Source organism: Sphingobacterium phlebotomi, from assembly GCF_008180195.1.
In the GTDB taxonomy this organism is placed as follows: Bacteria; Bacteroidota; Bacteroidia; order Sphingobacteriales; family Sphingobacteriaceae; genus Sphingobacterium; species Sphingobacterium phlebotomi.
Genome location: NZ_VTAV01000005.1, coordinates 81,076 through 103,986 on the forward strand (window position 1 = coordinate 81,076; position 22,911 = coordinate 103,986).

General features: G+C 44.9%; 20 protein-coding genes. 10 read left to right on the forward strand and 10 right to left on the reverse strand.

Features of this window, described 5'->3' with window-relative positions; genetic code table 11:
• Window positions 1-264: 264 nt before the first annotated feature.
• The 3 genes from FXV77_RS09765 to FXV77_RS09775 form a co-directional block, all read right to left on the reverse strand.
• On the reverse strand, window positions 265-894 hold the full coding sequence (locus FXV77_RS09765; protein ID WP_148919048.1) for a Crp/Fnr family transcriptional regulator: 630 nt from the start codon (window positions 892-894) through the stop codon (window positions 265-267).
• 11 nt (window positions 895-905) lie between these two features.
• The gene (locus tag FXV77_RS09770; RefSeq protein ID WP_148919049.1) at window positions 906-1,319 is read right to left on the reverse strand and encodes a YeeE/YedE family protein; all 414 of its coding nucleotides are present in this window, start codon (window positions 1,317-1,319) and stop codon (window positions 906-908) included.
• Window positions 1,320-1,404: 85 nt separating this feature from the next.
• Window positions 1,405-1,962, reverse strand: a complete 558-nt coding sequence (locus tag FXV77_RS09775) for a YeeE/YedE family protein (RefSeq protein WP_148919050.1) — start codon at window positions 1,960-1,962, stop codon at window positions 1,405-1,407.
• Window positions 1,963-2,277: 315 nt separating this feature from the next.
• Here FXV77_RS09775 and FXV77_RS09780 point away from each other — a divergent pair, with 315 nt between their 5' ends.
• Both FXV77_RS09780 and FXV77_RS22325 read left to right on the forward strand, forming a co-directional pair.
• Window positions 2,278-2,856 carry a Crp/Fnr family transcriptional regulator gene (locus FXV77_RS09780; RefSeq protein WP_148919051.1) on the forward strand — a complete coding sequence of 193 codons (579 nt, stop codon included), beginning with the start codon at window positions 2,278-2,280 and terminating at the stop codon, window positions 2,854-2,856.
• Window positions 2,853-3,053, forward strand: a complete 201-nt coding sequence (locus FXV77_RS22325; protein ID WP_222867763.1) for a DUF4260 family protein — start codon at window positions 2,853-2,855, stop codon at window positions 3,051-3,053. The genes FXV77_RS09780 and FXV77_RS22325 overlap by 4 nt, the downstream gene beginning before the upstream one ends.
• 38 nt (window positions 3,054-3,091) lie before the next feature.
• Here FXV77_RS22325 and FXV77_RS09790 read toward each other — a convergent pair whose 3' ends face one another.
• Window positions 3,092-3,496, reverse strand: a complete 405-nt coding sequence (locus FXV77_RS09790; RefSeq protein WP_148919052.1) for an SRPBCC family protein — start codon at window positions 3,494-3,496, stop codon at window positions 3,092-3,094.
• Window positions 3,497-3,709: 213 nt separating this feature from the next.
• On the opposite strand from FXV77_RS09790, the gene FXV77_RS22330 reads away from it, so the two are divergent.
• Both FXV77_RS22330 and FXV77_RS22335 read left to right on the forward strand, forming a co-directional pair.
• Window positions 3,710-3,964, forward strand: a complete 255-nt coding sequence (locus tag FXV77_RS22330; protein ID WP_222867764.1) for a hypothetical protein — start codon at window positions 3,710-3,712, stop codon at window positions 3,962-3,964.
• Window positions 3,965-3,979: 15 nt separating this feature from the next.
• Window positions 3,980-4,237 carry a hypothetical protein gene (locus FXV77_RS22335; protein ID WP_222867765.1) on the forward strand — a complete coding sequence of 86 codons (258 nt, stop codon included), beginning with the start codon at window positions 3,980-3,982 and terminating at the stop codon, window positions 4,235-4,237.
• A gap of 18 nt (window positions 4,238-4,255) precedes the next feature.
• On the opposite strand, the gene FXV77_RS09800 is transcribed toward FXV77_RS22335, so the two are convergent.
• Together FXV77_RS09800 and FXV77_RS09805 are read right to left on the reverse strand one after the other, a co-directional pair.
• Complete coding sequence (locus tag FXV77_RS09800; RefSeq protein WP_148919053.1) at window positions 4,256-5,020, reverse strand: SDR family NAD(P)-dependent oxidoreductase; 765 nt, start codon at window positions 5,018-5,020, stop codon at window positions 4,256-4,258.
• Between the two features lie 22 nt (window positions 5,021-5,042).
• The gene (locus FXV77_RS09805; RefSeq protein WP_148919054.1) at window positions 5,043-6,116 is read right to left on the reverse strand and encodes a mandelate racemase/muconate lactonizing enzyme family protein; all 1,074 of its coding nucleotides are present in this window, start codon (window positions 6,114-6,116) and stop codon (window positions 5,043-5,045) included.
• A gap of 325 nt (window positions 6,117-6,441) precedes the next feature.
• Between FXV77_RS09805 and FXV77_RS09810 the strand changes: the two genes are divergently transcribed.
• The 6 genes from FXV77_RS09810 (at window position 6,442) to FXV77_RS09835 (ending at window position 16,025) form a co-directional block, all read left to right on the forward strand.
• On the forward strand, window positions 6,442-7,149 hold the full coding sequence (locus tag FXV77_RS09810; protein ID WP_148919055.1) for a DsbA family oxidoreductase: 708 nt from the start codon (window positions 6,442-6,444) through the stop codon (window positions 7,147-7,149).
• A 114-nt stretch (window positions 7,150-7,263) separates the two neighbouring features.
• Complete coding sequence (locus FXV77_RS09815; protein WP_148919056.1) at window positions 7,264-7,830, forward strand: RNA polymerase sigma factor; 567 nt, start codon at window positions 7,264-7,266, stop codon at window positions 7,828-7,830.
• Between the two features lie 142 nt (window positions 7,831-7,972).
• A complete protein-coding gene (locus tag FXV77_RS09820) occupies window positions 7,973-9,115 on the forward strand; it encodes a FecR family protein (RefSeq protein WP_148919057.1) in 1,143 nt (380 codons plus the stop codon).
• A gap of 123 nt (window positions 9,116-9,238) precedes the next feature.
• On the forward strand, window positions 9,239-12,661 hold the full coding sequence (locus FXV77_RS09825) for a SusC/RagA family TonB-linked outer membrane protein (protein WP_148919058.1): 3,423 nt from the start codon (window positions 9,239-9,241) through the stop codon (window positions 12,659-12,661).
• A gap of 22 nt (window positions 12,662-12,683) precedes the next feature.
• On the forward strand, window positions 12,684-14,441 hold the full coding sequence (locus FXV77_RS09830; RefSeq protein ID WP_148919059.1) for a RagB/SusD family nutrient uptake outer membrane protein: 1,758 nt from the start codon (window positions 12,684-12,686) through the stop codon (window positions 14,439-14,441).
• 12 nt (window positions 14,442-14,453) lie between these two features.
• Window positions 14,454-16,025: an arylsulfatase gene (locus FXV77_RS09835; RefSeq protein ID WP_222867766.1), complete on the forward strand. Its 1,572-nt coding sequence runs from the start codon at window positions 14,454-14,456 to the stop codon at window positions 16,023-16,025.
• Window positions 16,026-16,293: 268 nt separating this feature from the next.
• On the opposite strand, the gene FXV77_RS09840 is transcribed toward FXV77_RS09835, so the two are convergent.
• The 4 genes from FXV77_RS09840 to FXV77_RS09855 form a co-directional block, all read right to left on the reverse strand.
• Window positions 16,294-17,151, reverse strand: coding sequence for a mechanosensitive ion channel family protein (locus FXV77_RS09840; RefSeq protein WP_148919060.1), 858 nt, complete (start codon window positions 17,149-17,151; stop codon window positions 16,294-16,296).
• A gap of 208 nt (window positions 17,152-17,359) precedes the next feature.
• Window positions 17,360-17,761 carry a GlcG/HbpS family heme-binding protein gene (locus tag FXV77_RS09845; protein ID WP_148919061.1) on the reverse strand — a complete coding sequence of 134 codons (402 nt, stop codon included), beginning with the start codon at window positions 17,759-17,761 and terminating at the stop codon, window positions 17,360-17,362.
• Between the two features lie 296 nt (window positions 17,762-18,057).
• Window positions 18,058-19,623, reverse strand: coding sequence for a SusD/RagB family nutrient-binding outer membrane lipoprotein (locus FXV77_RS09850; protein WP_148919062.1), 1,566 nt, complete (start codon window positions 19,621-19,623; stop codon window positions 18,058-18,060).
• An 11-nt stretch (window positions 19,624-19,634) separates the two neighbouring features.
• On the reverse strand, window positions 19,635-22,751 hold the full coding sequence (locus tag FXV77_RS09855; protein WP_148919063.1) for a SusC/RagA family TonB-linked outer membrane protein: 3,117 nt from the start codon (window positions 22,749-22,751) through the stop codon (window positions 19,635-19,637).
• Window positions 22,752-22,911: the final 160 nt, after the last annotated feature.

Sequence of the window (22,911 nt, forward strand, 5' to 3'; positions counted from 1 at the left end):
GCAGAGGCGCCCACTCCTTGGCGGGGTTCGCTTGGTCCCACGCCTTACTAAGCTTTCCAAAATCGTACCCTTGCGAGGCGATATAGTTATTTACGATGCCACGGTATTTATCCCACAACTGCTTTTGTCCGGAGGTCTATCAGGGGATGTTGGTTGGGCATACCTTGGCTCCTGTAAATGCAAGAGAACTATCAACCACAAAGGAGTACGCTATAACACAGACAGTAACAATTGTTACAGAGTTAGAAAAGTGTCTATGTCTATTTATATCAATAATTCTATGTTATTACGGTTCATTTTTATTTTACCTTCATTTTCCAATGCTTTCAGTAATCGTGAAATGACCACTCTCGAACTGTTCAATTCGTAAGCAATCTCCTGATGGGTTTTTGTAATGATATTGGATTCGTTTATTTTACTCTTTTCAAACAAGTAGTTATAAAGTCGCTTATCCATATTAGTAAATGCTATATTGTCTATGGCAGCTAACATTTCATTGAAGCGATTGTTGTAACTTTCAAAAACAAAAGCACGCCAGCTTTTATATTTACCCATCCATTCTTCCATTTTACCAACCGGAATCATGGCTACTAAACCATTGTTTTCTGCCACGGCACGAATTTCACTTTTTTTATCACCCATACAGCACGTAAGTGTCATGGAGCAGGTGTCGCCTTTTTCGAGGAAGTATAACAGAAGTTCGCCAGTGTCAAAATCTTCCCGCATAATTTTAATGGCCCCGCTGATCAGCAAAGGCATGGTTTTTATGTACTTGCCGATATCTATCAATACATCGCCTTCTTTAAATTCGACAATTTTAGCGACAGAAATGATTTCGTCAATCAACTCTTTTTCGAATATCCCCCGGTAGGTTTCACGGATTAATTCTTCCATATTTATTTTGATTAATGAGGCAACTTGTCTTTGATCAAACCATAGAACCAAGTTCCTAATATCGCTCCTAAAATTACAACTAAAATAGGGAAATAGCCTGCTCCTGTCAATACAAACATTGGTCCCGGGCAAGCACCCGCCAACGCCCAACCTAAACCAAAAAGAATACCGCCTATTAAATAACGTGGAATACTTTTTTCTTTGTCTGCAATAATGATGGGTTCCCCATTGATATTTTTTACTTTATTTCTTTTAATGTACTGTACTACGACTATTCCTACTGCTAAAGCGGTTCCCATTAAACCATACATGTGAATGGATTGGAACTGGAACATTTCATAAATTCTGAACCACGATGCCGCTTCGGATTTGTACATGACAATTCCGAAAAATGTTCCGATGAGTAAGTAAACTATATTTTTCATTGCTTTTTAAAAATTAAAATTTGTTATTAGATTGATTTGGTTTCATAGCTTAATACGCCTCCAATAACCAGCCTCTTCATTGGTATTAAAAGATTAAAGGAAAAATAAGATGTACCATAACAAGCCCTCCAATGAAAAAGCCAATTGTTGCAATAAGTGAAGGAAGCTGTAAGTTACTTATTCCCGATATAGAATGACCAGAAGTACAGCCACCTGCATAACGTGCTCCAAAACCAACCAATATTCCGCCAATTAGTAGTATAGCCAATGTCTTAGGATCTGAAAATGCTTCCGATCCAAAAAGTTCAGTCGGTACGTATGCTTTTCCTGCACTTTCAAAACCTATTTCTTTTAAATGCTCAACTGTTTTCGGGTTTAAATCAGGTATTTGATTATCAGACAAATAATTTGAAGCTAAAAATCCACCGATGATAGCTCCGCTCATTACCAATAAATTCCAGCGTTGTGCTTTCCAGTCAAAACAAAAAAAATCACAGGTTTTGTCGGCACCGCACATAGTGCATAGCGTTTTTAAATTGGACGACATTCCAAAATTCTTACCTACGTAAAGTAGAATAAACATCGTCAGTGCAATCAATGGTCCGCTAACATACCACGGCCACGGTTGTAAAATCCATTCCATAAATTATAGTTTCATTCTTTTTTATTGTTGCAAATTTCGGCTTATAAAAAGAGATAGTCTGTTACATAGGTTACACAGGGCTAAACATACAGCTTTTTCTAAAAACTTAAAAATAAAAAACTCCCGAGGCTTTTACACCCCCCGGGAGTATGTTGGATCATATCTATGGCGGATCGGAAGTCTAATATCTTCCGTTTCATTTAAAAGATATCTTCCGTTGGTAATGGAAGATATTGGGGGTGCCTATATACCTGTATTACCCTTGGATAGGGGATCATCATTTTTTATCTTTACCAAGAAACTAAATTTGGGCTAGTGGAAGATTTTAGCAAAAGTATACAGCAGCATTTCGGCGAGCTTACACAGCAAGAATGTGAATTGATCATGCCCTTCTTTACCGAAGAGAAACTGCAGAAAAATGATTTCTTTACCATCACAGGTAAAGTCTGTGACAGATTGTGCATCATCCGTTCCGGAATTATCAGGGTTTACGCCTATGCAGATGGTAAAGATGTGACGCAGTGGATCGCGACAGACGGCTCGTTTATGACGGAAGTGCTGGGCTTCTTTTTCGATCAACCCAACCGCTATAACATCCAGGCATTTACAGATACGACTTTATGGAGCATTACCAAAGCAGATTACCAAAAACTGGGTGAAGTTTTTCCAAAATGGAAAGAGATCGAGAAGCAGTTTATGATGAAGTGCTTTGCCATGATCGAGAACAGGGTGTTCGCACATTTGTCGATGAGTGCAGAAGAACGGTACACTGTTTACTTTGAACAAAATAAAGACCTGTTCAACAAAATTCCGCTGCACTATATCGCTTCCGTGCTGGGGATGTCTGCCGAGACCTTTAGCCGGATCAGGAAGCGCCAAATGGAAAAACCTTGACTTTTGTCAAGAGGATTGAAGCAGTTATCGGCGTTGTTGGTTTTAGCCGTGGGGTTCTTCTTCCGGATCCCGGTATTGTCCTTGCCGGTATCATCCTTTTTGGCCATTCGGCTATGGATCGAATTTTCGGTTATGGACTAAAATATGGCGACGATTTCAAACATACGAACCTCGGCTGGATCGGAAGAAAAAAATAGATCAAATGAGGCGGAAAGCGTGCAATAAGTATTTTATTTCACGCTCTTTTATTTTCACAATGATTTTTTAAACGAAGCAAAAACATCGACCAATTGTAATTACACCACTGGTAATATTCTGTCAATTCTCTCCAATTTGAATGTTTTAATACTACACTCGTTATCCCTTCTTTTTGTGTTAGCTCAAAAGTTACCGCGGTACCAACCCATTCTTCGTCGGAATGAATACATTCCCAGTGAATTTTTCTGTTTTCGACGAGCTCCAATATTTTCATTTCTGTCAACTCCTCCTCACCAAAGTCAAATTGGTTGACAAAACCAATGTCTGCTTTTACCGTGAGTTTTCTTGTCCAGATGCTACGCAATCCTTCCGCAGTGATCAGCGTTTGATATACCTCCGAAACGGGTGATTTTATATAATTGATTAATTCAATAGTATACATATCTGCAATTTATTGTTCCTACAGCGACAAAGATATCAGTTTACTGATGAAAAAAACTTCGCACAGGGCAAGTTTGAGATGGCTGCACGCTAACATGCGGAGAGCGGATTTTTTCAGATTACTGAATTATAGAAATGCGACTAATATTTTTGTTTTTACCAAACAAAGTTAAGCTGCAGCGGTTTTCGTTAGGTAAACCCTTAAGTCAGTAATATGAAAACTATTCTCCCTATCGCCAATAGTCTTGCTTTGATCATCACCATCTTTGTCAATTATTACGCTAATACTGGAATCTTTGATGGTAATACCATGGGGACCGTGTCGGATCGATATGCCAATTTTTTCACACCGGCCGGATATGCATTTTCCATATTGGGACTTATTTACCTCGGACTATTAGGCTTCGTCGGCTACACGGGCGCAGTCTTTTTACGAAAAAGGAAACTGATCCTATTCTTTTCAAAATAGGGTGGCTTTTCGGCCGTGACATGGACCATCATCATGATCGGTGTGGCGGGCTTACTGAATGTGTTGATGATCGTAACGCGCAATCTACGTGAATATGGCCTAGTTGGTATCTGGGCGTTGATCGCTATTGCAGCGGCTAATAACACCGACAATGGGGAGAGCACTGTCGTGTATACGTGTTATATGGTAGCGTTTGTGATACTTATTTTCGCGGTGATCAATGTTGTGAAAAATCGTAGGCTCTCAAACAAATTACCCACCTCGGCTGGATAGGCAAGGAAAAACGAGCCCCTAGAAACCAAAAGCAAGCGCACCGCCATCTACACTAAAATCCTGTCCGGTGATATAGGTTGCCGCCGGCGAAGCTAAAAAACAGGTCATAGCAGAGAGTTCTTCCGGACGTCCAAAACGATGAAGGGGCATCCTGTTCAGTATCTTTGACTTTCGATCAGGATCCATCACTTGCTGGCTCATGAGCGAAGGAAACCAGCCCGGCGAAATAGAATTGACGAGTATATTGTCACGGCTCCATTCGACAGCTAAGCCTCTTGTAATGCCTAAAACGGCAGATTTGGACGAAGAGTAGGGGACGACCTCCGAAAAGCCAAGATAGGAAGCCATGGAGGAAATGTTGATAACTCTTCCTACGTGGGTAGATTTTTTTAAATATGGATAGGCTGCCTGCGAACACCGGAAAACACCGTCTACATTGACATCGTGGATAGAGCGCCATTGTTCTTCACTGATCTGCTCCGCTCTCACGCGTTGCGTGATGCCGGCATTGTTTACCAAAACGTCTATTCCGCCAGCTTCTCCAATTTCGTCAAATTTGCGACGGATATCCGATGGAGAAGAAACGTCAAGCTTATCAAAGTTGATGCTTTCGGGCATGGTGGTGTCTACTTCGACTTTCGGTGTTCCCGTTCTGCTCAATGCAAAGACTGTCGCGCCGCAATTGGCCAATGCAATAGCTTGGTGTAGTCCCAAGCCACTGGAGGCGCCAGTAATAACCACGCGAAGTCCTTTTAAGGAAAATGTTTTCTCAAGATAATTCATAAAATCAAGTTTAGGTGTTATATTATATCTCCTGTAAAAGACTATCTTTAAAGGAGAATCCCCATCCGGGTCGATTGTGTGGCAACGCGAATCCATTATTGATTTCTAACGGATAATCTATTAATGGATCTATCCAATCAAAGGATTCGGCACCGGTGCCATTGCTTATGGTACACAAAAGAGGGACATCATAATCTTTGTAATAATGGGGTAGCACCGGAATATGGTTAGCATTTGCTAATGCAGCACTGTCTCTCCATGCTTCGACGCCACCCAACCGGAGAATATCCGGCTGCCATATATCGATCGCATCAAGTTTAATTAATTCGCGCAAAGGGAGTGAGCTATATTCTCTTTCGCCCATAGCTAACGATATTCCCGCCTGATGGCGTAAGTATTTATATCCGTGGAAATCTGTGTGGTCAATAGGTTCTTCAAACCAGTGGATGCCGAGTTCCCGGGCGGCCTTCGCCAAGGATAATGCATCGGGTACCTTCATCCCTTGATTCGCATCCATCATGATCCCGATATCCTGGCCTACAGCATCCCGAACACGTCGTAAGCGTTCTAAATCTTCCTTCCAGTCTGGTTTTCCTACCTTTATTTTTACCGCTTTGAAGCCACGTTGTTTGTAGTCCGTAACCTCAGCAATGAGTTCGTCAATGCTATATGAGCTCCAACCGCCGCTTCCATAAATAGGGATGGGGCGTGCAGCTCCTCCAAGTATCTTCCAGATGGGTTGTCCTAATATTTTGCACCACGCATCCCACATGGCGATATTGAAAGCTGATTGTGCCCATCTGTTGATGCCCTCCATGCCGAAGTATTCATTGTGTTGATTTATCCGCTCAAAACAACCGACAGTATCGTGCACTTCTTCTCCGATTAGCATTTCACCCACATCTTTCAACGCGCCAACGATAGCTCTCGGACTATATTGGAAGCTGAGCAGGTAGGATTCTCCGATCACGCCTGAGGTGGTCTCAATCCGTAAAACGATAAAGGAAATTTCTGTGAGTGTATGCGTAGCGTCTGATATCGGGTTGCTCAAGGAAGCATTTGCCTTGAATAACGTGAAGTTCTTAATGTTTGTCATATATTAATCTGCGGAGTTATAAAAAGATTTACCGGTAAGTATTCAACCGCTGTAAATCGAGCTTTACAAGGTATATAATATCGTAAACATAGGTGTCCTGTAGCATCCTGTTGCAGCGGGCCGGGAGTTTTTTATGGCGTGTTGTTAATCCGTTGTTAAATGTCTTCCATCATCTCTGGTAAAAAATGAGGGATTTATTTTAATGAGCCCGGCTGTTTTATGACTTACTTTCCACATATGCTCCTTGCTAAAGATGGTCTTTGTCAGTAACTTCGGGTATGACGAAAAAGTTCGTTAGTAAAGAAAAAACTAGAGGATAAAAGAAATGAAAATAGAAATTTGGAGTGATGTGATGTGTCCGTTTTGTTATATCGGGAAAAGAAATTTTGAAACGGCGTTGGCAAAGTTTCCCGAAAAGGAACATATTGAAGTGGTTTGGAAAAGCTTTCAATTAGACCCTACGATTCCTGAAGTAGCCAACGAAACCCAGGAGGAATATTTGGTAAAACGAAAGGGAATGAGCGTAGAGCAAGTCAAAGGGATGCTGGAAAATGTAACCCAATCAGCCAAACAGGTAGGATTGGATTACCACCTTGACAAGTCGGTCATGGTCAATTCGCAAAAGGCGCATCAGTTGATCCAATTTGCTAAAACCAAGGGCTTGGGCGATGAAGTAGAAGAACGCTTGTTCAAAGCTTTTTTTACGGAGGGCAAAAGTATTGCAGACCTCGACACGCTGACCCAATTAGGAAAAGAAATCGGATTGGATGAAGCCGAACTGCAAACGGCGTTTACGGACGATAAATATGCTTATTTAGTAAAGCAGGACATCCAGGAAGCAAGGCAGATCGGTGTAAGGGGAGTGCCGTTTTTTGTCATCGACAGAAAATATGCGGTATCTGGAGCCCAGCCGGCAGAGGCTTTTGTTCAAAACCTCGAAAAAGCCTTTCCCGAGTGGCGCAAGCTAAATCCTGAAAGTCAATTGGAGATTACGGAGGGACAAAGCTGTACGACGGACGGGAAATGTGACTGATTTTATAGCAGGGGCTTTTTTAGTAACGTCCCAGGCTCGCTAGAGCAGCGTACGCCTATTATTAAAATAGCAAATTATTTTTTATGTTTGTGTGCATAACAAGGCAGGCAATTTATGGCCAATTGTAAATCTCACAAGACATCAAATCTATTATCCCGCTCACAAACACAGGATGAGCAGGCTTTTACTGCGCTCTATGAAGAGCATTGGGCGTATGTCTTTGAGCAAGCATTTATACGCTGCCGGCAATACGACATCGCAGAGAATATTACCCAGGATATTTTCGTCGCCTTATGGGATCACATGGAAGAATTAGGTATCGAAAATATTCGGGGATACCTTTATGCTGCGGTGAAGAATAGAGTGCTCAACTGGTTTGAAAAGGAGAAGCGCTATGTACCCATTGCAGAACTTTTGATAGAATATCAGGCCGCAACGGATTCCAGCGATACGCCGTTGTTGGATAAGGAGTTGGTTGCCGTGGCAGAGGCCCTTGTTAAGTCTTTAAGTGCTAAACAGCAGCTAATTTATAGAATGCGGTATGAACAGGAGCTGGACACGGCAGAAATTGCCAACCAGTTAAAAATGAACAGGAAAACTGTTCAGAACCAATTAAGTTTAGCGCTTGCACAATTGCGTGCCTCGTTAGCATTGTTACTCGTCCTGAGCAAGATTTTCTAATTTATCCGCACCGGTTGTTTATACCTTTTTTTATTTTAATAGGCTGGTATTTAGTTTTTTATATCCTTTTTTAAAAAAAAATGACGCTATTTTCGGGAAAATACCGCCGTCTTCTGTCTTATTAGTGTAAACCTCGCTAATCATGGACAGGAAAACTTTTTTAGAGCTTCTGGAAAAATATCGAAATGGCACAGCCTCTGAGGAGGAACGACATTTTGTAGATGTGTATTACCGGTTATTTGAGAAAGATAAAGATGTGCTGCGGCAGCTGAACGAAGATGATCGGAGAAGGCTGCAGGAGCGGATCAAGCGGGGGGTAGATAAAAAGATAGCACACAACAGACCGTCACGTCGATCTCTGTCATACGGCTACTATGCGGCGGCCGCTGCCTTGATAGTGGGGTTGTTGATCTTTCTTTATAGACCTACTTCTCTGGAGCAAGATGTTATAGCAACACAGCAGGATAGTATTGTGCCGGGCAAAAATAGGGCAACCCTCCTGCTCGAGACTGGGAAGGAAATTGCACTGAGTGATCTGCATAGTGGTATTGTAATCGGCGATTCGATTAAATATGAGGATGGCCAGGTCGTTAGCTCCGCGATCGCAGGGCAAATGCTAACCTTAAAGACACCGCGTGGCGGACAGTATGCGCTTACACTCCCGGATAGTACCCGTGTATGGCTGAACGCGGAATCATCACTACGTTATCCTGCGCATTTCGGAACGAACGAACGTTATGTAGTCTTAGAAGGCGAAGCTTATTTTGATGTAGCCAAAGTGGTGTCACTGGACCAAAACGGCCTTTCACGTAAGGTGCCATTTCGCGTTCAGACAGGCGTGCAGACGGTGGATGTACTGGGAACTCAATTTAATATTTCTGCTTATGCGGAAGACAATAAGATTCTGACCACACTTATCGAAGGAAACGTTAAGGTGTCCCTAGGTGATACGGAAGGTGAAAAGGAACGGATGTATCATCCGCTCAAACCGGGGCAACAGACTATTTTACAAGGACATAATTTGACGATAAATAAGGTTGATGTAAGCCTCTTTACGGCATGGAAAGAGGGTAAGTTCGTATTTGAGCAGGAACCTTTGGAGAATATCTTAAAAATGTTGGCGCGTTGGTATGACGTCGAAATTGTCTACCAGGGCGATAAGCCATCTGTTACCTTTACCGGTTCGATGAGCCGATACGAACATATCTCCGAGATTTTGGATAAGATTAGCTATACACAGGCGGTTCAGTTTGAGACGGAGGGAAGGAGGGTGAAAGTGATGTAAAAACTAACTTGTTGTAGGAACCCAACAAAAAGACGGAAGTGCTTGAGACCCCTTCCGTCCGATATTTGGCCGTTCCCTTTTCATCGTCTAAACAATTGAAGAATAACCAAACACACAAAGTTAATGATTATAAACTATACGAAGGTATTCGGCTGTACACAGCCGGATTATCGAATAATATCGAAAGCGATGCGCATAACCGTATTCTTTTTAACGCTGCTGATGCTACAGGTCTCTGCAGAATCACGCGCCCAAATCAATATAACGAAGAAAAACGCTCCACTAAGAGAAATCGTAAAGGTGTTGAGTGAGCAAAGTGGGGTGGATTTTATCTATGCAGACCGCGATTTAAAACAGACACGTCCAGTAACGGTAAAATTGCATAATGCTAGTCTGGAAAAGGCCTTAGCGGTATGTTTCGATGGGCAGCCGCTCGACTATACCATCCGCGACCGGACAGTACTCGTACGCCCAAAGGTAGCAACAAATATCACCCGCAAACGGAGCCCGGCTCTGCCGGAATCTCCAGAACAAACAGTACAAAGCCGTATGACAGGAAAGGTGACCGATGAAAATGGGTTACCGTTGGAGGGCGCAACAATATTGGTAAAGAATTTTTCTGCGGCAACAAAAACAGATGCCGCTGGAAATTTCAGTCTTGACTTGCCGGCCAATGCGAGCACTTTAGTGTTTACGCGCCTGGGATACGAAACCCAAGAAGTGGAGCTGAAAGGTCGCTCTAGTCTGGAAATTAGTATGCGAGCCGCCATGAACGACTTGGAAGAAGCTGTGGTGATTGGATACGGCACGCAGAAAAGAAGCGACCTAACGGGCGCCATTTCTCGCGTGGATGCGCGTGATTTCGAAAGCCAGTCGGCTACCAATCTGAGCGAATTTTTAAGCGGAACGGTGGCCGGTATTGCCAGCAGCCAGGCAACAGGTGCTGGGGGAGGTGGATCGTTGGAGGTGAGGGGAGCCAATTCCATTACTGCGGGTACGAGTCCGCTGATTGTATTGGACGGTGTGATTTATAACGGGGAGCTTCAGGATATCAATCCTTTCGACATTGCCACGATAGATGTACTGCAAGATGCCAGTTCGGCTGCCGTGTATGGTGCCCGCGCCGCGTCGGGGGTGATCATCGTGACGACGAAGCGTGGTAATAGCGAAGTGCCTACCGTGACGCTTTCCTCCATGTGGGGGCTGGCATCCGTATCCAACGATTATAAACCTTTTGATGCCGCAGGTTACTTAAGGTTTAGGCAGGATCTTATGCAGCAAATGGCACCACGGGATGGGGAAGGTTATTATTCGAATCCGGGGCAGCTGCCGGAAAATGTTTCGTTGGAGCAGTGGCGGAATTACAGCAATAATGCTGATGCGGATAATACGGTGGAATGGCTAAAACGATTACGCTTGAACAATCTCGAAATCGAAGGTTTCCAACAAGGACGGATCATCGACTGGTATGATAAACGGATGCAGCAGGGGCTCCGCCACAACAACGACATCGCATTGTCTGGAAAAGCATCTCGGCTAAACTATTACCTCTCAACTGGATATACAGATAATGAAGGGATCATCTATGGTGATCGGCTAAAGACCTGGCGGACGCGTTTAAACCTGGAAGGGGATGTTGCTGAATTTTTAAAAATCGGAGTAAATACGCAGTTTGCAACTTCTGACAACAGTTCTGTATCTGCCGGAGGCATAGATAGACTCAGCCCCTATGGTAAGTTTATGGAGGATGATGGCATGCTGGTCAGGTTTCCGCAGGAAGATCCTTCGTTTTCTAATGCTTTCTTGGAGCCCTATTATAAGGATCAGTATCGAAAAAATAACCGCTTGTTTGCCACGTTCTATGCCGAGTTGAAGTTGCCTTTTGGCATTAAATACCGGGCTTCTTTCCAAAACCGCCTCGTGACGGAAAAAGACTATAATTTTTGGCCTTCTACAACGATGTTGGGGGGCGTGACGCGCCGTAATGGATATGGAACGCGATCTGATGAACACTCCTATGAATGGATGGTTGATAATATCTTGACCTGGTCGCAACGATTCGATAAGCATGCGCTCGATTTTACCTTTTTGGTCAATGCAGAAAAATTGCAGATACAGCAGTCTTTTCAGGAAAATGAGAATTTTGGCCCGAATGAAAATCTTTCCTGGCACGGCCTACAATACGGCGCAAATCCTTCTATCAGCAACAACGATAGGGTGCGTACCGGTGATGCTTTGATGGCGCGTATGAACTACAATTACGACGAACGTTACTTGTTTACTTTGTCCTGGCGGAGGGATGGGTTTTCGGCTTTTGGCCAAAATAACCCCCGTGGTTTCTTTCCATCGGCAGCGTTTGCCTGGAGATTGTCACAGGAACGGTTTTTTGACGTGGCTTGGATAAATGATCTCAAGATGCGTGTTTCTTGGGGGGTGAACGGAAACCGGGATGTGCCTGCCTATGCGGCGCTTTCTAACCTCGCGCGCAATGCCTATTTTGACGGCTCGGCTGTTGTCGTAGGCCTGACCAACAGCTCGATGGCTAACCCTAACCTGAAATGGGAGGGCACGGAGGCCTATAACATTGGATTTGACCTAACCGCTTTTAACAGCAGGCTTACCGCGACAATGGATGCATACAAGGGAACGACCTACGATCTTTTATTGGACCGGAGATTACCGCGGATTATCGGCTATGAATCGGTCACGACAAATCTTGGCGAACTTTCCAACAGGGGTATAAATGCAACGGTACAGGGGCAGATCATAAAGAAAGAAAATCTAAATTGGCGGAGTAGTTTTGTGTTCTCGTTAAACCGTAATCGTATCGATCGCCTCTGGGGGGATATGATGGAAGAAGAGGTCAATGGAGAGCTTGTGCAACGGGAGGTTCCGGATTATGCAAATGGTTATTTTCCGGGGGAGGCCTTGGACAGGATCTGGGATTACCGGATACAGGGAATATGGCAGGTTGAGGAGGCCGAAGCAGCAGCACAATACGGCTTGCGCCCAGGTGAATACCGTGTAGAAGATGTTAACGCGGATGGTGCCTACCGGCAGTTTGACGATAAACAATTTATCGGTTGGCATCAACCACGGTATACACTGGGCTGGCGGAACGACTTCAGTTTCTGGAAACATTTTGATGCCAACATCTTCATCAGGGCTGACCTTGGCCACATGGGATCGCGCGGTGATTTTAATCACTCGAGTTCGAATATCTATGACCGGGCAAATACCTTAGATATACCGTATTGGACGCCCGAAAATAGATCGAATACACACCCAAGGCTCAATGTGAATTACCGCTTGTTTGAAGGGGGCATCAATATGTACGAGTCACGGAGTTTTTTGCGGTTGCAGGATGCCGCGATTGGTTACCGCTTACCGAAAGAGGTGCTGGACAAAGTTTCCATGAATAATCTCCGGTTTTTCTTGAGTGCACGCAATCTGCTCACCCTGACAAAATGGACGGGTTGGGATCCAGAATCACAGAATAGCCCAATGCCGCGGATTTTTACCCTCGGATTCAATGCATCGTTTTAGTTTATTTTTAATAGTTGATGAAATGAGAATAAGAATTTTATATAGTTTAATCGCAGTTGTAAGCATGTTGGCTGTTTCTTCCTGCTCTAAAGGATGGTTGAAACCAGAGCCGCTTTCATTTTATGCGCCAGAAAATCTACTGATCAATAAGGCTGGATATGAGTCGATGTTGGTTACCGCACGCAAGAACCTACGAAATTCGTTTTATGGAGAGCTCAATACCGTGGTGTCGGAATCTATCTTCACGGAGCTAGGGGTGGCTGGGCCGCTCAATGACAACGGTATACGGAATATGAACCTACAGCTGACGCCAAATGCCGATGGAAATTATTACGTCCTGGATAATTTCCAGTGGGCATATCGGCCGGTACGTGTGGTGAATGCGCTTATCTCCCGCATAGATGATATTACTTGGGAAAATGAAACGTACCGGAATGAAATACTGGCCGAGGCTTACTTCCATCGTGCTTACTGGTACTATCTACTGGTCAATCAGTTTGGAGATGTACCTTTTCTCGATAAGGAATTGCTGGAAGCCAAATTGGATTTCTATACCCATTCGCGCTGGACGATTCTGGATCGTATACAAAGTGATTTGGAATTTGCCGTAACGTGGTTGCCGGAACAGATGCGACCCGGCGTACCAAGCCGGTCGGCAGGCAAACATTTGTTATCGAAAGTATGCTTGGCTAATCGAGCGTATGAAAAGGCTGTTGAAATGGCTACGGATGTCATCGAGCGGCACCCCTTGATGCAGGAGCGGTTTGGACCGGAGGTAGAGATTGCACCTCATCGAAATCTGTTCTGGGACTTGCACCGTCCGGCAAACGTGCATAATGCAGCCAATTCAGAGACGATTCTTGGTGTGCTAGACAGAAACGATCTGCCGGAAGAAGTACGTACAGGAGGGCTGCACACCATGCGCAACTATCACCCGGCTTGGTGGAATGCCCGTGTGTTGGATAGTAAAGCGGCTAGAGGCACGTTAGATAGAGGTGATACCTATGACTCGCTCGGTCGCGGCAATTCGAACCTCAGGCCTTCAAATTATTACCTCTATGCGCTGTGGAAAGATGAAAATGACTTGAGGCGAAAGGATGGCAACTGGGTACTACAGGAGGAGTTGTTGTATAATAATCCGGCATCGGTCGATTTTGGAAAACCTATAGACCCGACCAACTTTTCGGCCGTGGTAGATACTTTCCAACATTACCATTCTTTCCCGTTTTATAAAACCTTTGTACCGCAAGCCACAACAGACCAGGTGCCGAATGGTGGACAGGGCGACTATTATGTATTCCGCTCGGCAGAAACCTATTTGCTGCGTGCAGAAGCTTATTATTGGCTGGGCAGGATGGAATCGGCGGCGGCAGATATCAACCAAGTAAGGAGACGGGCTGATGCAGCGGAAGTTGCTGCCGGCGACATGACCATAGAAACCATCCTCGATGAACGGGCGCGGGAACTTTTCGCAGAGGAACACCGTAAATCGGAGTTGGTACGGATTTCGTATATCATGGCAGCTGAAGGCCGCAACGGTTATTCGTTGACGGATTTCAGCAAGAAGAATTTTTGGTACGACCGGGTTATGGCGACGAATAACTTTTATAAGACTCATTTAAAGTGGGGTTCTTCTGAATGTCGGATTAGCCCCTACCATGTGCTTTTCCCCATACCGGCTGATGCGATTAATACGAATACCTTGGGTGTCATTAATCAGAATGAGGGATATCAGGGAACCGAACGAAATTTGCCACCGTTGACCACGATTGACGATTAAACGAACGACGATATGAGATTTACTTTTTGGATACTCGCTGCCGGAATGCTATTTTCCGCGTATGCGGCAGTCGGACAGGTTGTACCAGCTGATCGCCCCAATATTATTTTGATAATGGCTGACGATATGGGGTATGCTGATTTGGGTTGTTATGGAAGTGAAATTCATACACCAAACCTCGACCAATTGGCCGGGGATGGTCTTCAGTTCCGCTCTTTTTATAATGCGACACGGTGCTGCCCTTCCCGGGCGGCGCTGTTGACGGGATTATATCCGCACGAAGCCGGGATGGGAAAGATGGTGAGTAATGCCGGAAGCACACCGAAGCCGGGGCCCTATCAGGGATTCTTGAACGAACAAAGTGTGACGTTGGCAGAGGTGTTGAAAGAAGCGGGTTACAAAACCTATATGGCCGGGAAATGGCATGTGGGTGAACGTCCGGAACACTGGCCGCGGCAACGTGGATTTGATCATTATTTTGGGCTGATCAGCGGAGCAAGTAGCTATTTCGAACTGGTGGAAGAGCCGCGTAAACGGCAGATGGTACACGAAGATGAGTTATGGTTTCCGCCAACCGAGAATTTTTATATGACAGATGCCTTTACCGATACGGCGCTATCTTTTCTCGAAAAGCACAACCGGAAGGAACAGGATAAGCCTTTCTTTTTGTATCTGGCCTATACAGCTCCACACTGGCCACTACATGCACTGGAGGAAGATATAGAACGCTACGACGGGATGTATGATAAAGGCTGGGAGCACATTCGTAGGCAGCGCTACGAGCGGATGCAAAAGCTCGGAATAATCGATGGACGGCATAAACTTTCTGCTAGCCCCACAGAAATACCGAGATGGGAATCGTTGGATAATCCCGTAGCATGGGCGGATAGGATGGAGGTGTATGCGGCGATGGTAGACCGCATGGATCAAGGGATCGGTCGGATTGTAGCGACATTGAAAAAACAAGGCAAACTCAATAATACCCTGATTGTTTTTCTGTCCGACAATGGCGCAAGTGCAGAAAATATTGATGGACGAAAATTGCACGACCCGTGTGCAAAAGTTGGCCGACCAGGATCTTATTTGGCCTACGATGAACCGTGGGCCAATGTGTCCAATACACCTTATAGGAAGTACAAATCATGGACGGAGGAAGGTGGGATCATTACCCCCTTTATTGTGCACTGGCCTGATGGTACTCACAAAAGACAACATCATCAAACGAATGCGGTAGGGCATATTACGGATATCATGCCGACCTGTATCGATATTGCAGGAGCCAACTATCCTGAAAAATTCAAAGGTCATGCCATTAAGAACATGCGGGGGGTGTCTTTATTGCCTGTTTTTAAAGGTGACACTGGAGCGGAACGCATATTATACTGGGAGCATTTTGGTAAGTGGGCAATACGAGACGGGGATTGGAAGTTGGTAGGAGGAGATGCAGACGGAAACGTCAGGTTATTTAATATGCAGGATGATCCGGTCGAGCAGCACGACCTGAGCCAACAGGAGCCAGCTATGGTGGATAAGATGAAGAGGGCGTACGACAACTGGGCGATGGGGGTTGGTGTAGAAGATTGATGGCAACGTTTCGCTGTGCCCGTTGGATTTCATGATCGATCTTACTAATCTTTTTGTTGATCACAGATTGTTTGATACCGACTGAAGTAGAGGTGACTTTCAAAATATGTACCTCGGTCGGATCGGAAAGATAAAAGAGGGATAAGCCAAACGTTGGATTGATTTGGAGGAAGACACTTTGGACAAAAAAAGCAGGAAACATTTCCTGCTTTTTAACATTTGTTGCCCTTGTAAGCGTCCGGGCTGCTGTTGGGCAGCAAGCGAGGGATTACTGGCTTGGGCTTTCGCTGCGTATATAGATGTCACGTTGAGGAACCGCTATTTCAATTCCTGCATTCTCCAACGCTATTTTGCAATCGATGAGTAATTGTTCGTTCATGGTCCAGAAATGCTCGTTGGCGGTCGTTACCCTGACCGATAAATTCACCGCATTCTCTCCGAGTTCTGTGACCGCAACTTGGGGGGCTGGCTCTTTAAAGGCATATGTATTGTTTTCGGCCACAGCTAATAAGATCTCTCTTGCTTGCTTTAGATTGACCTGATAAGATACACGTATGTCAAACCACGTTCTCCGGGTGCCGAGTTGTGTATAGTTTGTAATACTGCTATTGGACATGGGACCATTCGGAACCACCACCAACTGGTTTTGTGGTGTGGTAAGCTTGGTGTTAAAGATGTCTATTTCCTGCACGGTGCCCGATACGCCTGTATCGGAAGAAATGTAATCGCCGACTTTAAAGGGTTTGAGAAGAAGAATTAATATTCCTCCCGCAAAATTTGCCAGCGATCCCTGCAAGGCTAATCCAATGGCGAGTCCTGCCGCACCGATCATGGCCACGAAAGCAGAGGTTTGCACACCGAGCTGGGTAACCACAACAATGAATAGAAGGATACTAAGTGTCCAATGGATGAGGTTTAGGAGAAATCGCTGAAGGGAGATGTCCATATTCCGTCGCTGAAAGGCTTTTTCAGCGATACGTTTTATAATCTTAATCAGCCAAGAGCCGATAAGGTATACCAGCAACGCAGAAATAAGTCCTGTTAAGATTCTTGGAGCCCACGCAATAGCAGCGGTGGCAAAGTTATCCCAATGTTGTTGCACATTATCAAATTCCAGATTATCCATAGTAGAGATGTCAATTTTTCAGTTTTATAATAGCTGGTTTTATAGCCGGTTTTTGGCTAAATATTCAAAGAAGAAAGTTCAATTTCCGCACAAAATATTTGTGTTTTAATATAGTCCGTGGATACCTTAAAAATGAGATAACTATACATTCTCTACCACAGACAACACATACCAACCTTAGTTATGTATGATGGGGCGGTAAGTCTTGCTACAAAGCACTGGCACCAGCTGTTGCGACGGCATGATCATCGTCGACGGTGCTGCCGCTTACACCCACTGCTCCAAGAACGTTTCCGTTGCTATCTTTTATCAGGACACCTCCTGGAAAGGTGATCAAGCCGTTGTTGGAGTGCTCGATATTGTACAGCGGACCGCCCGGTTGTGACAGTTTGCCTATTTCGCCGGTATCCATATTGAAATACCTAGCCGTACGCGCCTTTTTCTGTGCGATATCAATCGAGCCCAACCAAGCGTCGTCCATTTTGTTGAACGCGACTAGATTGGTTCCCGAATCGACAACCGCAATATTCATTTTTACCCCTAATTCTTCTGATTTTTTGATCGCAGCATCCACGACTTTACGTGCATGTTCTAATGTGATACTATTCATGATTGTTTAATTTATAACCCGATAAACAGGAATGATACTGCCTATACAACAAAAAGTCATCACAATAGTTTTCAGGTAAACAGAAAGTTTATCGAGCATGGCCATGCCATCACATTCATGGTGAGAAACGGCCGTAACTATGTAACCGTAAAACTGGTTCCAAAACAGGATGGGGGTGTAACCATTAGTCAGGGATGTTCTCGCCTATTCCAGGAATGGTTGGGGCGGTAGATCAAATAGCGCCATAAAAAAACTCCCGGGTATGGGCCGAGAGTTTTTTTATGTTTTATATGATTTTAGTTTTCAACATCCCACCATACACGGGAGGTCATTTGATCGCCATTTTGCAACCTGGAGACGGCCTCTCGATAATGCGTGGGATTTACCGTAGATTCCGAGTTGGGATAGGTAAAGCGTCGCGGAATAGTGCCGTTGGTGACATTGCCGATGTAATTGACCGGCGTCAAAACGGGATAGCCCGACCTGCGCCAATTGGCAAAAGATTCGTATTCGTCTGAGAAGGTATTGATATAATATTGGGTATTGATCTGCTCCAATGCCGTAGCTTCTTGATACGGATTAGCTTGTAGATAGCTGGAAATTGCAGCGTCGCTGATGCCGGATATACCAAATTGTTCAAACTGTTTCATCGCAGCGGTGACGCCTGTATTGTAATATTCTTCCGCGGTTCCGGTAATCCAACCACGGTAGGCTGCTTCGGCCAACAGAAGTTGGTTCTCGGCGTGGGTGAGCAGAAAGGTTGGGGCATCTATGCGAGCATACGTATAGCGGTTTGCTACCGAATAGTTATTGATGGTATCTGGAAATAAAGGGTGGTTTTTGATGTTTGTTGCGCCAGTTGTTGTTTTATCGTAGCCATTGGGCATACCGATTTGTTTGGTCGCGGTAGTATCACCAAAATCCCAAGCTTCGTTATCTAGTTTGATACTGGGATCTTCAACGACGGTCGCCAGAAAACGCAGACGTGGATCGTCTGTGTCTTTTAGCAAATTGATAAAACTCTCGCTCATTCGATAAGCGTTCGGGTCTTCATGCACATACACTTTTCCAAAAGGTTCGCCAGAGTTATTTGCGGTTACCGCACCCGGGTGTAAAATGATGGCGCTTTCACTATTATCCGCAAATAAGCCACCATTGACAGCTTCATTGACCCATTTTTTTGCTTCCTCTTCATCAACTTTGGATAGGCGCATCCCTAAACGAAGCATAAGTGAATACGCAAATTTTTGCCATTTAACTACATTTCCTTTGTACATAATATCGGCATTGCCAATGGATGAGCTTGTACCTTCTAGGGCGGCCGCGGCTTCCTGTAGTTCTTTCAACATATCTTTATAAATAGTTTCCTGTTGATCGTATTTTGGATAACCATTTCGGTCGATGAAACCTAAACCTGCTTCGGTATAGGGTACATCCCCATAAAGGTCGGTCATCCGGTGAAATAAAAAGGCACGCAAGATCCTCGCCATTTGATATTCGGTTTGGAATGCTTCGTTGTCTTTCCATTCGTCAAGGAGAATGACCACATCGCGGATGCCGTTAGGGAAGATCCTGTCCCAGTATGCGGCGTTGTAACCAGGGTCATAGGTATATTTATCGCCGTGCCAGTAGCTTTCTACGGAAGCGGTATGTTGGATCATGGTGCTGATGTAGATCAAACCAGTCCGCCAAGATTCATATTCCGTACCGTAGGCGTGTTGTAGCACATTTGTAAACAGCATACGGAAATCCATCTGCTCCTCGGAGGCGGCCTCGGGATCGAGGTTCATATCGTCAAATTTGTTGCAAGATGTGATCAGGAGAAAACCTGCTGCAACGATATATAAAATGTTCTTTTTCATTTTCTCTGCTATTAGAATTTAATATTGAGATTAAAACCAAAACTACGGGTATAGGGATATCCATTGAGATCCAGACCCTGACCGTTCGAATTGTTGATAGACGATTCCGGGTCAATATTGGGTGTGTTTTTGAAGATTGTCCACAAATTACGACCTACTAAGGAAATCGAGGCACCTCGGATAGGTACGTTTCCGAAGAGGGAAGTTGGCAGGTTGTAGGCAAAGGAGAGTTCGCGAAGTTTAACAAAACTGGCATCGTAGACAAACTCTTCTGTGATACCTTGGCTCACAACATGTTTCCAGTATACCTGTGCGTTTGCATTTTGACTGTTTACCTCGCCAGTTTCGGTTACCCCAACACCCACGATTCCGTCTTCTCTGCCGGCTACCGTATTTTGATGCAAACCGCTTCCATAGAGGTTAAGGTTGGTCCCCGAAAATATCTTCGCGCCTAACTTGGTGTCCAAAAGTAGGGACAGCCTAAAATTCTTGTAGGTGAATTCATTTCTGAAGCCTCCCGTAAACCGATAAACACCGCTGCCCAACACTTCGAGATCATCGGAACGCAACGGGAGTCCATCTGCATTGAAGACCCGGTTGCCCTGAGCGTCTGTTTTATACTTGTAACCTACGATTTGTCCATAGGTAAGACCTACAATGTTTTGGATCGAAGCGTTTCCGCCATTGGCTACCGCGCCTTCGATGGATATCCGGTCTTGATTTCCGAGGTATTGAACTTCACTGTCGTTGAAACCGAAGTTGATGGAACCATACCACGTAAAGTCCTTGGATCGTACAATATCACCATACACTAACGTCTCGATACCGCGGTTTTGGATTTCACCGATGTTTTGGATGGCGCTGGAAAAACCAGAGGCCGAACTGGTGGTGACATAAGCAATATCATCCGTCGTTTTCTTGTTATAGACGGATAGGTCTAAGCCGAATCGGTTGTTAAAGAATTCAAGGGCTGTTCCGGCTTCATATTCTTGAATGTGTACGGGTTTTAAAATAGCGTTGGGCACGGAAGTGTTTTTTACCGTTCCGATAGGTTGCCCCTGTAGCTCAAAATTTAAAGACTGGTAGGTCATCGCCGTACGGTAAGGATCTGTACCATTAGAAGATGCAGCATAAGCTAACCGAAATTTACCCATGCTGAGCCAGTCTGGTAGGTTTAGGTGATCGGTAAAGACATAACTTAAACTTGCGGAAGGGTAGAAGAAGCTATTACTGGTCGGCGAAAGGGTAGAAAACCAGTCATTACGCCCTGTAAGATTGAGGAATAAGTAATCTCGGAAACCGATCTCTGCTGTCCCATACAGGGAATTGACCTGATACTCTTCGTACAGCTTTTTAAAAGTTCGGGTTCCGGCGGCAACGTTGCCTGTAGAGTGGAAGCCAGGTATAATGAAAGGGCGTATGCCGCCATCTGTACCCCAAGTCTGCGATTTCGTGTTTTGTATGTTTCCGCCCATAGTAGCTGAGAGGGTAAAATCACTGAAGCTGGTGTTGGCACCGATCAGGTAGTTGACGTTCAATTCCTCAAATTCGGTGTCGTATTCGTTGATGAAACCATTTGGATCTGCAGCGGCTCCCATGGGCTGAACCTGTTTAAATGCCAGGTTATACCCATCCCTTGTTACAGCGCCCTGCGCATACAGCCAATCGGTTACGTCATACCTTAGGTTTAAACCGCCGGTCAGGCGTTTACGGGTAGATTGGTTGGTCTTGCGATGTTGTAAAAAATAGGGGTTGTTAAAGAAAACATTGTTACCCGGTTTCAATTCTAATCCGTTTGCATCTACGGCGGGCTCTAGCCAGCGTACATCGTAACTGTTGGCCAAATACAGTAGGGTAGCATTGGTATTACCGTTGCCATCGGAAAGATTCGGTCGGTTGTCAACAAATTCAAACATGTAGTTCGCATTAAGTCCTACTTCGACGCGCGGGGCCACTTTATAAGTGGTATTTAAATTGAGCCCACGTTGATTGGATTTTGAATTGGGAAGAATGGCCGACTCATGGGCATTGTTAACGCCTAGACGAAAGCTTGATTTCTCGTCGCTTCCGCTAATAGCGAGAGACGTTTGGTTCGTCAATCCGGAGCGATAGAAGTTCTTCCAATTGTCAACGGGATTGTAAGCATAGGTGTTTCCTAATATATTGACCGCGTTACTCCCGTCCATAGGAGCACCCCAGCTTTGGTTATAGGTGTCAATAGCTGCGTCGGCAGAGGTGGGTTTCGTTCCTTGTACACCTTGACCATACTGGTTTTGAAACTCCCGGTAATCATAGATAGTGTTGACCGTAAAATTGTTGTTCAGGTCGATTCCCAGCCCCGTTTGTCCTTTCCCTGATTTGGTGGTGATCATGATAACGCCATTTCCTCCGCGATAACCATATAGCGCAGAGGCAGCAGCACCCTTCAGGACTTGGATGTCTTCTATATCGTCTGGATTAATGCTATTCATCCCATCGCCCATGTCCATACCGCCCCACTGTCCGGCTTGTCCCTGATTGGTATTGTCTAACGGGATTCCGTCAATAATATAGAGAGGTTGGTTGTTACCTGTCAATGAGCTGTTACCCCGGATGACCACACGGCTACTACCACCAATGCCGGTAGAGTTGCCGGCTACGCTAACCCCCGCAACTTTGCCACTGAGCGCGTTTCCAAGGTTAGGGTCTCGTGATTCGGTGAACTGGTCTCCTTTGACGCTTGTGGTCGAATATCCCAATGACTTTTTTTGTCGACGGATACCAAGGGCCGTAACCACCACTTCTTCGATATTCACATCGGCAGCTGTGAGGGTAGCGTTGATAACCGTTTGGTTGCCGATGGGTTGTTCGAACGGATTGTATCCTAAGAGATTGAATACAAGTACTCCTTCGGCCTCCGATACGGATATGCTGTATTGCCCGGAGGTACCCGTCGTTGTCCCGTTAGTCGTCCCTTTCAAGGAAACAGTTACTCCAGGTAAAGGTTTTCCATCCTGATCGGAGACTGTACCCGTGATGGTTCGTTGCTGGTACGATAGCGTACGATTCGGGATGTGATAGTGGGCATGAGATGCCGCTGTAACCGGTTGCATACTACAGTACAAGGTTACGGTAAGTAAAGGAACCATGCAAATGATTGCTTTCTTTGTACGTTTTAGTACATACGTCTTTAACATAAAATTAGAAAATTAATGTATCAAACCATATTCTGTCCAAAAAATGGAGCTGATCCCAAACGTAAGTATTTTTTGAAAATAGTATCTTAAACAATTATGTGTATAAATACGT

What these genes read in the sequence shown, in the direction of transcription:
- FXV77_RS09815 (WP_148919056.1), top strand. Translation starts at nt 7,264, where the DNA reads ATGGCCAATTGTAAATCTCACAAGACATCAAATCTATTATCCCGCTCA.
- FXV77_RS09810 (WP_148919055.1), top strand. Translation starts at nt 6,442, where the DNA reads ATGAAAATAGAAATTTGGAGTGATGTGATGTGTCCGTTTTGTTATATC.
- FXV77_RS09820 (WP_148919057.1), top strand. Translation starts at nt 7,973, where the DNA reads ATGGACAGGAAAACTTTTTTAGAGCTTCTGGAAAAATATCGAAATGGC.
- FXV77_RS09855 (WP_148919063.1), bottom strand. Translation starts at nt 22,751, where the DNA reads ATGGTTCCTTTACTTACCGTAACCTTGTACTGTAGTATGCAACCGGTT.
- FXV77_RS09825 (WP_148919058.1), top strand. Translation starts at nt 9,239, where the DNA reads ATGATTATAAACTATACGAAGGTATTCGGCTGTACACAGCCGGATTAT.
- FXV77_RS09840 (WP_148919060.1), bottom strand. Translation starts at nt 17,151, where the DNA reads ATGGATAATCTGGAATTTGATAATGTGCAACAACATTGGGATAACTTT.
- FXV77_RS09765 (WP_148919048.1), bottom strand. Translation starts at nt 894, where the DNA reads ATGGAAGAATTAATCCGTGAAACCTACCGGGGGATATTCGAAAAAGAG.
- FXV77_RS09770 (WP_148919049.1), bottom strand. Translation starts at nt 1,319, where the DNA reads ATGAAAAATATAGTTTACTTACTCATCGGAACATTTTTCGGAATTGTC.
- FXV77_RS09800 (WP_148919053.1), bottom strand. Translation starts at nt 5,020, where the DNA reads ATGAATTATCTTGAGAAAACATTTTCCTTAAAAGGACTTCGCGTGGTT.
- FXV77_RS09775 (WP_148919050.1), bottom strand. Translation starts at nt 1,962, where the DNA reads ATGGAATGGATTTTACAACCGTGGCCGTGGTATGTTAGCGGACCATTG.
- FXV77_RS09790 (WP_148919052.1), bottom strand. Translation starts at nt 3,496, where the DNA reads ATGTATACTATTGAATTAATCAATTATATAAAATCACCCGTTTCGGAG.
- FXV77_RS09805 (WP_148919054.1), bottom strand. Translation starts at nt 6,116, where the DNA reads ATGACAAACATTAAGAACTTCACGTTATTCAAGGCAAATGCTTCCTTG.
- FXV77_RS22330 (WP_222867764.1), top strand. Translation starts at nt 3,710, where the DNA reads ATGAAAACTATTCTCCCTATCGCCAATAGTCTTGCTTTGATCATCACC.
- FXV77_RS09850 (WP_148919062.1), bottom strand. Translation starts at nt 19,623, where the DNA reads ATGAAAAAGAACATTTTATATATCGTTGCAGCAGGTTTTCTCCTGATC.
- FXV77_RS09835 (WP_222867766.1), top strand. Translation starts at nt 14,454, where the DNA reads ATGAGATTTACTTTTTGGATACTCGCTGCCGGAATGCTATTTTCCGCG.
- FXV77_RS09845 (WP_148919061.1), bottom strand. Translation starts at nt 17,761, where the DNA reads ATGAATAGTATCACATTAGAACATGCACGTAAAGTCGTGGATGCTGCG.
- FXV77_RS09830 (WP_148919059.1), top strand. Translation starts at nt 12,684, where the DNA reads ATGAGAATAAGAATTTTATATAGTTTAATCGCAGTTGTAAGCATGTTG.